Source organism: Halomonas sp. AOP27-A1-41 (assembly GCF_052378605.1).
Classification (GTDB): domain Bacteria; phylum Pseudomonadota; class Gammaproteobacteria; order Pseudomonadales; family Halomonadaceae; genus Vreelandella; species Vreelandella citrativorans.
This window is the reverse complement of the sequence record NZ_JBQSXT010000039.1, coordinates 1-15,584: the sequence shown is the minus strand read 5'-3', so window position 1 is coordinate 15,584 and position 15,584 is coordinate 1. Positions and strand designations below refer to the sequence as shown.

10 protein-coding genes and 3 pseudogenes are annotated in these 15,584 nt (G+C 53.6%); 8 read left to right on the top strand and 5 right to left on the bottom strand.

The features are described from left to right. Positions 1 to 639: pseudogene (locus tag ACT3TC_RS16665) on the bottom strand (nicotinate-nucleotide--dimethylbenzimidazole phosphoribosyltransferase); the annotation flags it as partial. A 293-nt stretch (positions 640 to 932) separates the two neighbouring features. Between ACT3TC_RS16665 and edd the strand changes: the two are divergent. The 4 genes and pseudogenes from edd to ACT3TC_RS16645 all read left to right on the top strand — a co-directional run bounded on the left by edd (position 933) and on the right by ACT3TC_RS16645 (position 5,663). Beyond that, complete coding sequence (gene edd / locus ACT3TC_RS16660) at positions 933 to 2,822, top strand: phosphogluconate dehydratase (RefSeq protein ID WP_083003066.1); 1,890 nt, start codon at positions 933 to 935, stop codon at positions 2,820 to 2,822. Next, entirely contained in the window at positions 2,822 to 3,787 is a 966-nt protein-coding gene (gene glk, locus ACT3TC_RS16655; RefSeq protein WP_444641048.1) for a glucokinase, read from the top strand. The genes edd and glk overlap by 1 nt, the downstream gene beginning before the upstream one ends. Before the next feature lie 16 nt (positions 3,788 to 3,803). Continuing rightward, a complete protein-coding gene (locus tag ACT3TC_RS16650; RefSeq protein WP_083003059.1) occupies positions 3,804 to 4,673 on the top strand; it encodes an aldo/keto reductase in 870 nt (289 codons plus the stop codon). A gap of 40 nt (positions 4,674 to 4,713) precedes the next feature. After that, positions 4,714 to 5,663, top strand: a pseudogene (locus ACT3TC_RS16645) (carbohydrate kinase family protein). Between the two features lie 109 nt (positions 5,664 to 5,772). Here the strand turns inward: ACT3TC_RS16645 and ACT3TC_RS16640 are convergent. From ACT3TC_RS16640 to zwf, 4 genes and pseudogenes are all read right to left on the bottom strand, one after another. Further along, positions 5,773 to 7,296 (bottom strand): glycoside hydrolase family 32 protein, encoded by a 1,524-nt coding sequence (locus ACT3TC_RS16640; RefSeq protein WP_444641046.1) that lies wholly within the window; start codon positions 7,294 to 7,296, stop codon positions 5,773 to 5,775. Between the two features lie 190 nt (positions 7,297 to 7,486). Next, positions 7,487 to 8,149, bottom strand: a pseudogene (locus ACT3TC_RS16635) (bifunctional 4-hydroxy-2-oxoglutarate aldolase/2-dehydro-3-deoxy-phosphogluconate aldolase). 57 nt (positions 8,150 to 8,206) lie between these two features. Then, the gene (gene pgl / locus ACT3TC_RS16630) at positions 8,207 to 8,872 is read right to left on the bottom strand and encodes a 6-phosphogluconolactonase (protein WP_083003047.1); all 666 of its coding nucleotides are present in this window, start codon (positions 8,870 to 8,872) and stop codon (positions 8,207 to 8,209) included. Position 8,873: 1 nt separating this feature from the next. Continuing rightward, a complete protein-coding gene (zwf, locus tag ACT3TC_RS16625; RefSeq protein ID WP_444641044.1) occupies positions 8,874 to 10,367 on the bottom strand; it encodes a glucose-6-phosphate dehydrogenase in 1,494 nt (497 codons plus the stop codon). Positions 10,368 to 10,742: 375 nt separating this feature from the next. On the opposite strand from zwf, the gene malE reads away from it, so the two are divergent. The 4 genes from malE to ACT3TC_RS16605 form a co-directional block, all read left to right on the top strand. Further along, a complete protein-coding gene (gene malE / locus ACT3TC_RS16620) occupies positions 10,743 to 11,930 on the top strand; it encodes a maltose/maltodextrin ABC transporter substrate-binding protein MalE (RefSeq protein ID WP_444641042.1) in 1,188 nt (395 codons plus the stop codon). A gap of 59 nt (positions 11,931 to 11,989) precedes the next feature. After that, on the top strand, positions 11,990 to 13,558 hold the full coding sequence (gene malF / locus ACT3TC_RS16615) for a maltose ABC transporter permease MalF (protein ID WP_444641040.1): 1,569 nt from the start codon (positions 11,990 to 11,992) through the stop codon (positions 13,556 to 13,558). Positions 13,559 to 13,568: 10 nt separating this feature from the next. Next, positions 13,569 to 14,459, top strand: coding sequence for a maltose ABC transporter permease MalG (malG, locus tag ACT3TC_RS16610; RefSeq protein ID WP_030069051.1), 891 nt, complete (start codon positions 13,569 to 13,571; stop codon positions 14,457 to 14,459). 201 nt (positions 14,460 to 14,660) lie between these two features. Then, positions 14,661 to 15,584 (top strand): potassium transporter TrkG (locus ACT3TC_RS16605; RefSeq protein ID WP_444641037.1); only part of this gene is annotated, 924 nt, incomplete at its 3' end.

The following is a 15,584-nucleotide window of genomic DNA, read 5'->3' as shown; positions in this document are numbered from 1 at the left end:
CACCGCTACTTTATGGGCCTGCTGAGCACTGTTAATACCGGTGCCAGTGCCCACCAACTGAGCCACTGGCCTACCGGTCAGCGCCGCCAGCATCGCGCTGCTTGACGTGGTATTAGCAATGCCCATTTCACCAACAATAATGCATTTCGCTCCCGCCTGAACGGCGCGTTCAACGGCCTCGCCGCCTACCTGTAACGCAGCTAGCGCTTCGTCACGGCTCATGGCATCTTCAAGCACCATATTGGCGGTACCTGCGCGCACCTTGGCATCTATCACATCAGGCATTACCAACGGTGACGCAACACCAACATCCACGACCTCAACCTATGCACCAATTTGCCTGGCAAAGACATTAATTGCCGCCCCGCCACGGGTAAAGTTAGCCACCATTTGCGCCGTCACTTCTTGTGGGAAGGCCGACACGCCCTCTTCAGCAACACCGTGATCAGCAGCAAAGACAATGATCGCCGGTGGCGTGATGCTTGGCTTACATTCACCAGTGATCTCACTAAGCGTAACGGCCAATGCTTCTAACTGGCCGAGGCTGCCTGGCGGCTTGGTGAGCGTATCAATATAGCGAAGTGTCAATGCGCCAGTGTGGCTATCAAGTGGCGTGACGTGGTTAACGACGGGATGCATAGCAACTCCAGGGCAGCAATCAAATTCATTTTGCGCAAGATGGTAGCAAAAGCGCGGCTGCTATACTTGCGCTTTAAGACACTCCAGCACGCAACAACCCCATCAGGGGCTGAACTGCCCTGTTAGCTGTAATGTTCATAAAAGCATCATCATTTACGACGATAGTCGTTATTAACCAGGGGTAATAAAACTACAAATATGGTTTTTATTGCCGTAAAGTCTCTTATATCGACACAAAAAGATGTAAAATAACTACAAACTTGACTCACCGTCTCTACCCTGCAGAGGTCTCTATGCCGAGCTCAACATCCGCTACTTTAAATACTACCGTTGCTGAGGTTACCCAACGCATTCGTGAGCGCTCTGCTGAGCGGCGTGCTCTCTATGAGCAACGCATGGCGGACCAGCATAAGCGTGGTGTGCACCGTGCAGAGCTATCCTGCGGTAACCTAGCCCACGGCTTTGCCGCCTGTAGTCCCCAAGAGAAAGACTCCCTGAAGCTAATGAATAGCGCCAACCTGGGGATCATTTCTTCTTACAACGATATGCTGTCGGCCCACCAGCCGTTTGAAACTTTCCCGGAAACCATCAAAGCCGCTGCTAGCGCCATGGGGTCAACCGCCCAATTTGCCGGTGGTGTACCCGCCATGTGCGACGGAGTTACTCAAGGCCAACCGGGTATGGAACTGTCGCTGTTTTCCCGCGACGTGATTGCGATGGCTGCTGCGGTTGGGCTTTCACACAACATGTTTGATGCCGCCCTTTATCTGGGCGTGTGCGACAAGATTATCCCTGGCCTGTTTATCGCAGCTGCGCGCTTTGGGCACCTACCCGCCATGTTCGTACCTGCGGGCCCGATGCCCAGCGGCCTGCCGAACAAAGAAAAAGCACGCATCCGCCAGCTATACGCAGAAGGCAAAGTGGGGCGCGACGCGCTGCTGCAAGCGGAGTCTGACTCTTATCACAGCCCTGGCACCTGCACCTTCTACGGCACTGCCAACTCGAATCAGCTGATGATGGAAGTAATGGGCCTTCACCTGCCGGGCACTTCGTTTGTGAACCCCGGCACGGAAATGCGTGAAGCCCTGACCCGCTACGCGACCGAACAAGCGATTCGCAACACTGAGCCTGGCGGCAACTACCGCCCTTTCTATAAGCAGATTGACGAACGCGCCATCGTCAACGCGGTAGTCGGTTTGTTGGCATCTGGCGGCTCAACCAACCATACGATGCATTTGATTGCCATGGCCGCCGCGGCGGGCATTACGCTGAACTGGGACGACTTTACAGACCTCTCCGCCGTAACGCCCAGCCTGATGCAGGTATACCCTAACGGCCAAGCGGACATTAACCACTTCCAGGCGGCAGGCGGCATGAGCTACTTGTTCCGAGAACTGCTGGGCGCGGGCTTGCTGCACGGCGATATACCAACGGTGTTCGGCACCGACCTGACAGCCTACACACAAGAGCCTTTCCTAGAAAATGGCAAAGTGGTCTGGCACGAAGGACCAGAAAGCAGCTTAGATGAAGACGTCTTACGCCCAGTAGCTACGCCCTTCGCAGCTACCGGCGGCCTAACAGTAATGAAAGGCAACCTGGGACGCGGCGTGATCAAAGTATCCGCCGTTGCCGACGAGCATCGCGTGGTAGAAGCGCCGGTAAAAATCTTTGAAGACCAGAACGAAATGAAAGCTGCGTTTGAGTCTGGAGATTTAGATCGCGACGTGATCGTCGTGGTGCGCTTCCAGGGGCCAAAAGCCAATGGCATGCCGGAACTTCACAAACTGACACCGTTCCTTGGCGTATTGCAAGACCGCGGCTTCAAAGTGGCACTGGTAACCGATGGTCGTATGTCCGGCGCGTCCGGTAAAGTGCCCGCTGCGATTCATATCAGCCCAGAAGCCTTGGACGGTGGCCCGCTATCGAAATTGCGCGACGGCGACATTGTGCGCCTGGACGCTAACGCAGGCACGCTGGAAGCCAAAGTAGAGGCGGCTACCTGGGCAGATCGCGAGCGCGTAGTGGCGAATTTGGATCACTATCACGTCGGCCTCGGCCGTGAACTGTTTAGCGGCTTCCGCCACTTGGCCATGCGGGGTGAAGAAGGGGCAGGCTCACTGGGCGGCTTTGAAGCCGACGACCTCGCTCGTCAACAGGACCAGATTCTTCAAGAGGATGCCTGATGCGACCAGCCTTAATTGGTGATATTGGCGGTACCAATGCACGCCTGGCGCTCGTCACGCCAGGCAAAGTGACGCCGCACGATATTATTAATCTTCCCTGCGCGGATTACCTTGGGGTTATCGACGCGATTCAGGACTACCTGGAGCGCGTGGGAGCTACCGGTGACAATGCACCAATGGAAGCCTGTTTGGCATTTGCCTGCCCGGTTCACGCCGAGCGAGTCAAGATGACCAATAATCACTGGGATTTTATGAAAAGCGATGTTCAGCAGACGCTGAACCTATCACTGTTCAAAGTGATTAATGATTTTACCGCACAGGCACTGGGCGTGCCCCATGTGGACACCGACAACCTGGTGGAAGTGCAAGCAGGTGTGGCTCAGTCTCACTCTACCCGCTTGGTAATTGGCCCCGGTACAGGCCTGGGCGTTGCTGGCGTTTTTCCCGGCCAACATGCTTGGATACCACTGCCCACCGAGGGCGGCCACGTCACGTTTGCTCCCACTGACACCACCGAGCGGGCGCTGCTGGATGTTTTTCTACAGCGCTACCAACGGGTCAGCGTGGAGCGCATTTTATGCGGCCAGGGCCTACTAGAGCTGTATCAGGCCCATTGTGCTCTGAACGAGCAAACGCCTAGCTACACGACGCCAGCCGAGGTTACCCAAGCCGCCAATCAGGGTGACTCTATCGCCACCGCCACCCTGCTGCGCTTTTTAAAAATCCTCGGCGATGTATGCGGCGACGCGACCCTAACAATGGGAGCCAGGGGGGGCGTTTATCTATGCGGCGGAATCTTACCGCGCCTGCTGGAGTGGCTACCTAAATCCGAGCTGCGTGATAGCTTTGTGAACAAAGGCCGGATGGGCGCCTATAACGCCGATATTCCCGTGTGGATTGTTACTCACCCGTGGACAGGGCTGCTCGGAGCCGCCGAAGCGCTGCATAACGAAGAAGTCTTTTAACTTATTAGGAACGTCCATGCCTGCTCACACTTTCGATGCGCCCTTTGCTCTCGGCATGATGCGCCTGCATGAAGCACCAGAGATGCACCAAGCGAATCACCTTGCCGACTGGATCGAAGCCCGTATCGAGCAGGGGTTGCACTGGTTCGACCATGCCGACATTTATGGCAGCGGTGCTTGCGAGACGCTATTTGGTCAAGCGCTGCGTACGCGTCCTGGGTTGGCAAAACAGCTTAAGGTGGTGACCAAAGCGAGCATCGCCAACGATAACCCAGCCCACGGCTCTGGCAAGATAAAGCACTATAACGCCAGCCCTGCCTATTTGAATAAGGCGATTGATGCCGCACTAGATCGCTTGGACGTCGAACGGCTAGATCACTTTTTAATTCATCGACCTGACTTATTAATGAACGCAGAAGCGACTGGGCGTGCCCTGGATGACGCTATCGACGCAGGCAAAATTGGCGCTGCGGGCATTTCTAACCATTTGCCAAGCCAGTGGCGCAGACTGCAAAACGCCATGCACCACCCTTTACGAGCCAACCAAATCGAGCTTTCCATTAGCCATAACGCCCCCCTGTTTGATGGCAGCTTTGATGATCTTTGCGCCGACGGCCATGCGCCGATGGCCTGGTCACCGCTAGCAGGCGGCACACTCATGCAAGGCGACGTCGGTAACGTGCTTAACCGCGTAGCCCAAGAGCAAAACTGCACTCCTAACGCGTTAGGGCTGGCTTGGCTGCGGACACTGCCTAGCCGTCCGATTCCCGTTGTCGGCAGTGTAAAACCTGAGCGTATTGCTGACATGCTCGACGGGCCTGAGACGCTATCAAGAGAGACATGGTACGAGCTGTTAGAGGCCGCGCGAGGCCACTGCGTCGCGTAATCCCTTCATCAATTAATAATATAATGACAAGGAATGACTTATGACGCCGGTGATTGCTTTCGGTGAAGCCTTGGTTGATATGTTGTCGGCGATGACACTGGCCAAGAAACCTTCACGCCTTACGCGGGCGGCGCGCCTGCTAACGTCGCGGTTGCCTGTGCCCGACTTAATGTACCCAGCCAGTTTTTAGGCATGGTGGGTGACGATACGTTTGGCCACTTCTTGATTCGTGAGCTAAAAAGCCATGGTGTGGATACTCAGGGCGTGGTGTTGACCAAAGAAGCACGCACTGCGCTGGCGTTTGTTTCCCGGGACAGTAGCGGCGAGCGCACGTTTGATTTTTATCGCCCACCGGCGGCCGATCTGCTTTATCGCCTAGAGCACTTGCCCTACGGCGTGTTTGAACAACCGGCCATTGTTCACTTATGCAGCAACAGTTTGACTGACCCTGAGATTGCCGACACCACCTTAGCGATTGCCGCTATGGCAAAGCGCGCAGGCTGTTTAGTCAGCGTGGATGCCAACCTCCGCCACAACCTGTGGACCGAAGGGTCAGCCGACCTCTGGCTGGTAACCGAGCTATTGGATAACGCCGATCTCGTTAAAGTCTCACTAGATGAGCTTGATTATCTTCGTGGCGGGCACTCTCAGGAAGCGTGGCTATCTCAGCGACTAGCCGCTGGGGTAAAAGTAATTTTAATCACTGACGGCCCTAACAACGTGGTGCTGAGAGGTGTTGGCCTTGACCACACCATCACGCCGCCCCAGGTGACCGCTGTTGACACAACCGCTGGCGGTGATGCGTTTATTGGCGGCCTGCTGGCTGAGTTATCACGGCACGGAATTGATGAGAACTGGTACCAGGACAGTGCCTTTCTAACCCGCGCGGTGGATATTGCTTGCCGCTGTGGTGCTCACGCAGTGACCCGCCCAGGCGCCTACGCCGCACTACCGACCCATAGTGATATTGAAGCGCTAAGAAATACGTAACGTCTGTTGTGAAAAAGGGCGTGCAACAGCACGCCCTTAACCATGTAATTACACGCTAAGTCCCACTAACACGCTAAATCCCATTTACACTCTACATCCTACTAGCGCGCTAATAAGTGCAAGAATTGGCTACCTTCTCTTGCGCTACCGCTTCTTTACTCGTTGTTACACTGCCACCGAGCAACTCTGCGCTGCCTTCCAAGACGTGCACATCAATCGAGCCTGTCGTTAGACTTGTAAAGCTAACCTGGGAAATTACTCGTTGCTGCGTCGCGCCGTTAATCAGGACCTCCAGCGAGCCATGATCACACCACCACTCTATTGTGATCGTTAGACCATCAACGCTGCCCGCTGCATGGTCACAGGCGAAATGGTTGTCGAAAGCTGCTTGTCCGTTCACGCCGTTACGCGTGTAGCGAAGTGCAACGTCCGCTTCTCCCGCTTCAAGCGTAAGCTGTTGATGATCTCCCTGCTGAAGCGACAACGCTACTCGGCTGCCAGGCGTTAAGGTCAGTTCAAGCAAACCACGACTTACCAACGGCAACGAGGTTAAGACACTATATTGCTCACCCCCCGGCATCGCCTGTGGCGAGATAATATGCGGTACAGCTGTCAGCGCCTCATGGCACTCACTGGCGATACGCTGGCAAAGCTGAATGCCACTCGATGTCGCACGCAGGGTTAACGCTCTGGGCAGGCTCATCATCCCCCGCCAGCCAGCTTCAGGCGCATGATTGGCATACTGCCAATTATTCAGCCAAGCCACGGCTAAACAACGCCCCGGGGTATTCGACCAGCTCTGCACGGCGTAAAAATCACGCCCTTCGTCCATCATCATGACGTCATCAGGCGAGTGGTCGTTAGTAAAGCGCTGCCCGTCAAATTCGCCCACAAAATATTGTGTGAACGAGCCAAAGGCATTATCTGGCGTAGCACCAATGCCCACGATTAATACCCAGCGGCTAGTCGCCTGGCCATTTTTAGCGCCTTCCACAGGTAGTTCGAACAAATCGGGGCATTCCCAGGGGTGTTGAGTATGCGCCCCATGGCCCTCGCCAAACGCACTGGCAAACTGCCAGTGCAATAAGTTTTCCGAGGTGTAAAAATGAATTTCCTGCCCACAGGCCAGCGCCATTACCCAACGCTGGGTAGCGGCATGCCACAACACTTTTGGGTCGCGAAAATCTTTAAACCCTGGCGCGGGAAGCACCGGGTTATTAGCGTACTGATGCCAAGTACGCCCCATGTCGTGGCTATAAGCCAAACACTGTGACTGCTCATAATCTTCAGGGTCATCGGAAAGTACTCGGTGGCAGGTATAAAACGCCAGCAGCCCCGACTGGCCGTCAAACAGACCCGTCACATCATGCTCATCCACGATGGCACTACCTGAAAAACACGCGCCTTGGGCATCTGGCGCCAGCGCAATAGGTAAGTGTTCCCAATGGCAGAGATCGGTGCTCACTGCATGCCCCCAGTGCATTGGCCCCCATACCGTGTCATGGGGATGGTATTGATAAAAGAGATGATACTCTCCTTCGAAATACACAAGCCCGTTGGGATCATTCATCCAGCCGGTAGGCGGCGTAAAATGCAGCGTTGGCCTGAGAGGAGTAAATTTGACGAGATTCAATGTTAAAAACCCTTACTTAATCGATTAAGTTGAGGCTAACACGCTTTTTTCTTCTCTGCTCTACGCCGTTAGATGGAGCGCACAAAAAAGCCCGAGCATGGCAATATGCTCGGGCAAATGACTTACCCACACGACCCGATATCAGTGAGGCAAGTAACGAGAGTGCTCGTGTCGATTTACATCGTATTCTTTAGTGGTGAAAACGCTCAGCGGCCTGACGGGCCAGCTCGCGAATACCGTCCCAATCTTTCGCTTCTACCATTGCTTTAGGCGTTAACCAGGAACCGCCTACACACATAACATTGGGTAGTGAAAGGTAGGTTTCAGCGTTATCGACCGTGATACCGCCGGTTGGGCAAAAACGCGCTTCGGGGATCGGCGCACCAAAGGCTTTAATGGCGTTGGCACCACCACTGGACTCAGCCGGGAAAAACTTGAAGCGGCGATAGCCGTATTGCCAGCCTGTCATCAACTCAGAAATCGTTGATACGCCGGGCAACATCGGTACTGGGCTCTCTACGCCATAGCGATAAAGCGCTTCTGTCGCGCCGGGTGTCACCACAAAATCCGCCCCCACCTGTTCAGCTTGGCGGTATTACGCGGGCGTTAACACAGTACCTACACCGATGCTGGCTCCTGGCAGCGCTTCTTTCATGCGTTTAATTGCTTCCAGCGCGCAGTCAGTACGCAAGGTAATTTCCAGCACGCTTAAGCCACCTTCCACCAAGGCGCGACCTAGCGGTACCGCATCTTCAAGACGCTCAATGGTAATCACCGGAATGACCTCAGCCTTTAAGCAGATGCTGTCAAGCTCGGCAGTGCGCGTTGAGGGTAGCTGTTTATCGATTGTCATCAGTGAGTCTCCAAGCAATTTTTACTGGCGAACGTTTTATTGGCGAAAGCCCAGGCATTACGGCGCCCAATAGATCGCTAACGGGCAAGATAAAAACGCGCGAATCGGCAGCTTACGGACATCATCACCATTCATGGCGTTCGCCAATACGCTGCGCTTATCATCGCCAGTAATATGTAAAATATGTCGATGCGCCTGATGCAGGCGATCTGCCGAGAAAGTAATACGCGGCTGCGGCTGACTAGGCGTGCGTACCGCGACAAGCGGCTCATCAGTAGAGAGCGCTAAACCTAGCTCTAGGCTGTCGGGGAATAGCGATGCCGTATGACCATCGCCGCCCATTCCCAAGATCACAACGCTGGCGGGCCAAGGCAGAGATGCCGTGCGTGTGGCAACCTCTTCAACCCCTTCCTCCGGCGTCGAGGCATCTGAGGTTAGCGGTACGAAGTTGGCGTTCGCAGCCGCTCCTTGAAGCAGGTTTTCGCGCACCAGCTTGGCATTGCTATCACTACTTTCCTCACCTACCCAGCGTTCGTCGGCCAACGTGATATCAATGCGCTCCCAAGGCAGCGGTTTGGCTGCCAGCGCTTTAAAAAAAGGCACCGGCGTAGAGCCACCCGAGACGACTAGTAGCGCGCGCTCTTGGCGATTCAAATCTTCGGTCAATGCCTGGAAGACCGCTTCTGCCAGCTGTTGTGCTAGCGCCTGACGTGCTTCGCTCATATTAATAATCCTCGTACCAACTGCGGCCATCTTGGGTAATCATGGCGATGGAGGCAACCGGCCCCCAAGAGCCTGCTGGGTAACGGCGTGGTGGGGTTTCGCGGGCTTTCCAACCATCGATAAGCTGGTCGCACCAGCGCCAGGCGTGCTCAACTTCGTCACGACGCACGAACAGATACTGTTGGCCTTTCATGACTTCCAGTAGTAAGCGCTCATAGGCATCTGGGATACGTGATTTGGGGAACGCGCTGTTAAAGTCCAGGTGCAACGGACCAGGACGCAGGCGCATGCCTTTATCCAAACCGCTGTCTTTGGTGAGCACCTGAAGCGCGATCCCTTCATCTGGCTGCAGGCGAATGATCAGCTTGTTAGACGCAATCCCCCGCTGATCAGGATCAAAAATATAGTGCGGCTGCTGGCGGAAGTGGATCACAATTTGGGACAGTTTTTCAGGCATGCGCTTACCGGTACGCAGGTAGAACGGCACACCCGCCCAGCGCCAATTAGAAACCTCGGTTTTCATTGCCACAAAGGTTTCGGTCTGGCTCTGGGTATTCGCTCCATCTTCTTCCAGGTAGCCCGGTACCGGCTGTCCATCGTTAGTGCCCGCAGTGTATCGTCCACGTACTACATCACGCCCCAGTGCTTCACCGGTAAACGGCTTTAAGGCTTTAAGCACTTTTACTTTCTCATCACGAATCGCGTCAGCATCCAGATTGGAAGGTGGATCCATGGCAATCAAGCATAGCAACTGGAGCAAGTGGTTTTGCACCATATCGCGAAGCTGTCCGGCATCATCGAAGTAACCCCAGCGCCCTTCAATGCCGACCTTTTCTGCGACGGTAATTTCCACATGGGAAATGTGGTTCTGATTCCATTGTGTCCCGAATAGCGGGTTAGCAAAGCGCAGCGCAATCAGGTTCTGTACCGTTTCTTTACCCAAATAGTGGTCAATACGGTAAATACGCGACTCAGGAAAAACGGCCCCAATAGCGTCGTTAACTTCTTCTGATGACACCAAATCGTAGCCGATGGGCTTCTCAACGATGACCCGCGTTTGCTCATCCAGACTGCCACTCGCCTCAAGGTTGCGGCAAATATCACCGTAGATCATTGCGCCAACGGATAAATAAACCACCATGGGGCGATCGGAGCCTTCGCGCCATTCACGTACTTGCTCAAATCCCTCAGCTTTTTTGAAATCCAGCTGACAATAGTCAAGCCGATTTAGAAAACGCTCGAGACTTTCTTTATCCTGCTCATCTTTTTTCAGCCGCTTTTGCAGCGCACCATTTACCAACTGGCGAAACGCAGCGGTGTCATGCGTTTGACGTGCCAGCCCCATAATCCGCGTGCTTTCGGGCATTAAGCCCTCACGGTCAAGGTGATAAAGCGCAGGAAACAGCTTGCGCATTGCAAGATCGCCCAGCGCCCCAAACAGCGCTAAATCAATAGCGTGCTTCTGATCGCCCAGCGGGGATTGTGACTGGCTCATCTCAGCTCCTATTTATAATTAGATGATCTAATGTAGTTAGATTACCTAAAATTTATCTGATATCGGGCATTATACGCAACATTACATGTAATTTTACTACAAAAAATAGTATTGCCTCCCCATTTACGTCTTTTAACGTTATTTACGTTTCTCTTTGAGCAGTGCCATCTCTGATCAGCACCGATGCAGACACCCAACGTTATACCGCTTTATTGTTACCTTTTATTCCACTCTACGCCCCTTGGATACGCCATCGCTACGCCCCCTGAGGATGAGGTGACGTTGCGCGTAATTGGCGACGCTGGCACTGACTAAAGCGCTGCTCATCAATATGCTCGCAGCACTCTACGACAACAACAATGAGGTATTTACATTATGGCTACGTCTCGCCCCATCATGATGCCGCTTCTAACCGCGACGCTGGCTGCCAGTGTCGCCCTTCCCGCCGTTGCGTTTGAGGACGATCGCCTGACTATCTGGATGGGTGATAATAAAGGTCAAGAAGGCATTCGTGAGGTTGCCGAGCAGTTTCGTGAAGAAACAGGCATCGAAGTTGAGGTGGTATTTCCCGATAACCTTACCGACCGCTTTCAGCAGGCGGCGGGAAGTGGCCAAGGGCCAGACATCGTCATCTGGGCTCACGACCGCATGGGTGAGTGGGCACAAAGTGGTTTATTGAAACAAGTCGCCCCAAGTGACAGCTTCCGTGAGGCGTTTTACGACTTCACCTGGGAAGCTGCGCTGTGGAATGGTGAAACCTACGGCTACCCGATATCGGTAGAGTCACTGGGCCTCATTTACAACAAAGCCCTGGTAGAAATACCGCCAGAAAGTTTTGCCGGGCTGATGAAGCTTGACGAAACGCTCTCTCAAGACGGCAAAAAGGCCATCTTATTTGATTACAGCGAGCCGTATTACGGTTGGACCTTACTAGCGGCCAACGGCGGCTACCCTTTCAAGCAGACTGACAGCGGCTATGACGTCAGCGATATAGGCGTTAACAACGAAGGTGCCCTACAAGGGGCAGAACTGTTGGTTGAGCTAATTGAAAGTGATGTATTACCCCGAGGCACTGATTACAACTTGATGGATACCCGCTTTAACCAGGGCGAAGTGGCTACCATGATTAGCGGCCCATGGGCCTGGCCGAACCTTGAGCGTAGCGGAATTGACTACGGCGTCGCGCTACTGCCGAAAGTGGGTGATGAACGTGCTAAACCCATGTTTGGCGTGATGACGGCAATGATTAACTCCGCCACACCCAATGATTTTCTCGCCGTGGAGTTTTTAGAAAACTACCTGCTTAGCGAAGAGGGCATGCACACATTCAACAGCGACGGGTCACTGGGAGCGGTCGCCCATATCGATTATCAGGCTGAACTTGCTGATAACCCTAACATTGCCGCGACGCTTGAAAATGCTGAAGTCGGTATGCCCATGCCAAATATTCCTGAAATGGGTGCTTTCTGGGCAGCCATGGAGCCCGCCCTTCAAAACATCGGCAGTGGACGCCAATCGCCCCAAGAAGCGCTGGATGCCGCTGCGCGGCGTATGCGCCAGTAAGCTTTTTCTGCCCTTCTGCCCGGTAGCCAATGCCACCGGGCAGCTTTCAGGATGTCACTATGTATACCACTAACGCCTCTCGTGGCCTTCCCCGCCACCGTTCTCGCCATCTCACCGAACGCTACACCCGCTGGGCACTTCGCTGCGTCATTGCCACCTTGGTAATCGCGCTGTTATGGCTGGTAGTCGCCTTCCACCTTAACGGCCAGTGGATGTTTGCGCTGCTCTTTCTAGTGCTGGGCGCCTCGCTAGGCGTGGTGTTTACCAAACGTACGTTAATGAGCCACCGGTATATTTTTCCTGCCGTGGCGGGGCTCGGCGTATTTGTTATTTTTCCGCTGCTTTACACCATCGGCATTAGCTTTAGTAATTACAGCTCAAGCAACCTGCTATCGGAAGAGCGCGTGCACGGCCAGCTGATGAGCCAAACCTATCAACAGGAAGGCAACGCGTTTGAGCTAACGCTTTACCAAGAAGGTGAGCTTGTCCGCTTATACCTGGAAAACAGTGAGGCAGACACGACCCAGCGTTTCGTTTCTTCACCGCTCAACTTCGCCAACCATGAAACCCGCCAAATAGGCATTCAGGCAGTAGACGCTTCGCCTGCCCAAGAGCCACTGGGAATGCGCGCTATTATCCAGGCACGTGATTCTCTGCAAGGGCTTAGGCTGCTGACACCGGATGGCGCGGAGCTGCGTATGGCAGGGTTACGCCAGTTTGCCCCTATGGTAGATCGCTATGAAGCTCGTGAAGACGGCTCGCTTTATGATCGCCGCGATGACCGCGTTCTTACCCCCGACCCCGCTATCGGATTTTTTGTCGCTGATAACGGTGAAAGCATCACGCCGGGATGGCCAATCAATGTAGGGTTTACCAACTATACGAAGATATTCACCGATCCCGACATTCGCGGCCCGTTCATGCAAATTTTTGTGTGGACCTTTGTGTTTGCCGCACTGACGGTGGTCTTCACCCTGGCCGTTGGCTTTGTGCTGGCGTCACTGTTGCAGTGGGACCAACTCAAGGGCAAAGCCGTTTATCGCACGCTGTTAATTCTGCCCTACGCCGTGCCCGCCTTTATCTCCATCCTGATTTTTAAAGGCATGTTTAACCAACACTTCGGTGAAGTAAACATGATTCTGGACACGCTGTTTGGTGTTCGCCCAGAGTGGTTTACCGACCCGTGGTTAGCGCGTTCCATGCTGCTGATTGTTAATACGTGGTTGGGCTACCCCTATATGTTGCTGCTATGCATGGGGCTAATCCAAGCCATCCCCCAAGATCTCTACGAAGCCTCGGCGGTAGATGGCGGAGGCCCTATTACCAACCTGTTCAAGATTACCCTGCCGCTGATCATTAAACCGCTAACACCACTATTGATTGCCGCCTTTGCATTTAACTTCAATAACTTTGTGCTAATTGCGCTATTAACGGGCGGCAACCCCGACATTTTGGGCGCCAGCACCCCAGCAGGCACCACCGATCTATTGGTCAGCTACACCTACCGCATTGCCTTCCAGGATGCTGGACAGAACTTTGGGCTGGCAGCCGCCATCGCAACGCTCATTTTCCTCTTGGTCGCGGGTATGTCGTTGCTTAATTTGCGCCTTTCCAAGGTTAAGGTTTAGGAGGTTACTCATGGCCATGGTTCAACCGCGTTCTGTGGGCGCGCGCCGCTTGGGCGCTCACCTTGCACTGATCTGCTTTGTTTCGCTGATTGTCTTCCCGCTACTGTTGGTGATTTCAATCTCATTTCGGGAGGGTAACTTTGCCTCTGGCAGCTTAATTCCCAATAATTTCTCGTTGGAACACTGGTCACTAGCACTGGGAATTCCCTGGGAACGCCCAGATGGCAGTATTGTACAGCCACCCTTCCCTGTGCTGTTGTGGCTTTGGAACTCAATAAAAGTGGCAGTAGTTTCTTCGGTGCTGATTCTAATGTTAGCGACGACGAGCGCTTACGCCTTCGCACGCATGCGCTTTAAAGGCAAAGAACCGCTTTTGAAAGGTATGCTGATTTTCCAGATGTTCCCAGCCGTACTGTCGCTTGTGGCGCTCTACGCCCTGTTTGATCGACTGGGGCAGTTTGTTGGCTGGTTAGGCATCAACACCCACGGCGCGTTGATCGTGGCATCACTGGGCGCAGTCGCGCTGCATATCTGGACCATTAAAGGCTACTTTGAGTCGATTGATGGCTCGCTGGAAGAAGCGGCTATGGTCGATGGTGCTAGCACTTGGCAAGCGTTCCGCTACATTCTGCTGCCGCTGTCGATTCCCATTTTGATGGTGGTTTTCATTCTGGCTTTTGTGATGAGCATCATGGAGTACCCCATGGCCTCAGTTCTGCTGGTAGATGAGCACAAGCTCACCCTGGCGGTAGGTGCTCAACAATACCTTGCCGACCACAACCAGCGCTGGGGTAACTTTGCCGCCGCTGCAGTGCTTTCCGGCCTGCCCATTACCGTCGCGTTCTTGATCTGTCAGCGCTGGATTATTGGCGGATTAACCGCTGGGGGCGTCAAAGGCTAAATTCCTGGATTTAACTACTCAGTACACCACTCCCGCTTCCTCGCTTGAGCACCTTGCTCGTCACCGGCTCTATTGATAGGGCCGGTTTTTTCATCACTGAGTTCATCACTTAAGTAATTTTTTAGAGAATTTTTACGGACTTTTTGTGGTTGCCATGGTGTTATATCGCGATAAACATTAGGGCAATTTAAGAGCGGATCTATGACCATCTTTCCCAGCGGAATTTACTATCGAGACGCTTACCGCAATTGGGCACAAATCTTTAAAATCATGGCAGTATTATGGTTAGTACTTGCCATGTTTATGACACTGCCTTGGATTGTTCTCGTTATTGAAAAAGATCCTGACGCTCCTGCGTTCGGAATGTCGCTTCTCATTATTCTGAGCGCTACGCTTATTACTTGGTTGCTAACCCGCCGAGTATCGCTGGAGCTGAAGCCCTGGCAAATGTTTATATTGACGGCGGGCAGTTGGACCAGCATTAGCTGTTTTGCCAGCCTTCCGCTTATTTTAGGTGCGCCCCAACTTAGCGTCACTAATGCAGTCTTTGAGTCGGTCTCCGCGATTACCACCACCGGGTCAACCATATTATCTGGGATCGAAGAGTTATCCGACGGCCTAAAGCTGTGGCGGGGCTTAATGCAGTGGATGGGCGGTATCGGCATTATCGTCATGGGCATCGCCATTCTGCCGTTTCTTAAAGTAGGCGGCATGCGGCTATTCCACACCGAATCATCGGATTGGTCCGATAAAGTAATGCCCCGCACGGGCGGCATTGCTAAAGCGACGCTAAGTATCTATGTGGGGCTGACACTACTGGCCATGCTGAGCTACTGGATCGGTGGAATGCTGCCACTAGATGCAGTGGTTCACGGAATGACATCACTGGCGACCGGTGGCTTTGCTAACTCTGACGCCTCGTTTGGTGCCTACGCTGAGCAGCCGTGGCTGCTATGGATGGGTAGCTTTTTCATGCTCAGTGGAGCACTTCCCTTTGTCTTGTATATTCGCTTTATTCGCACTTCTCGCAGCGCACTGTGGAAAGACCAACAGGTCCGTGGTTTGTTAAAACTGCTGCTAACAGCGATCTTGATTCTCAGCGCGTGGCGTTTTTACCAAGGCGAT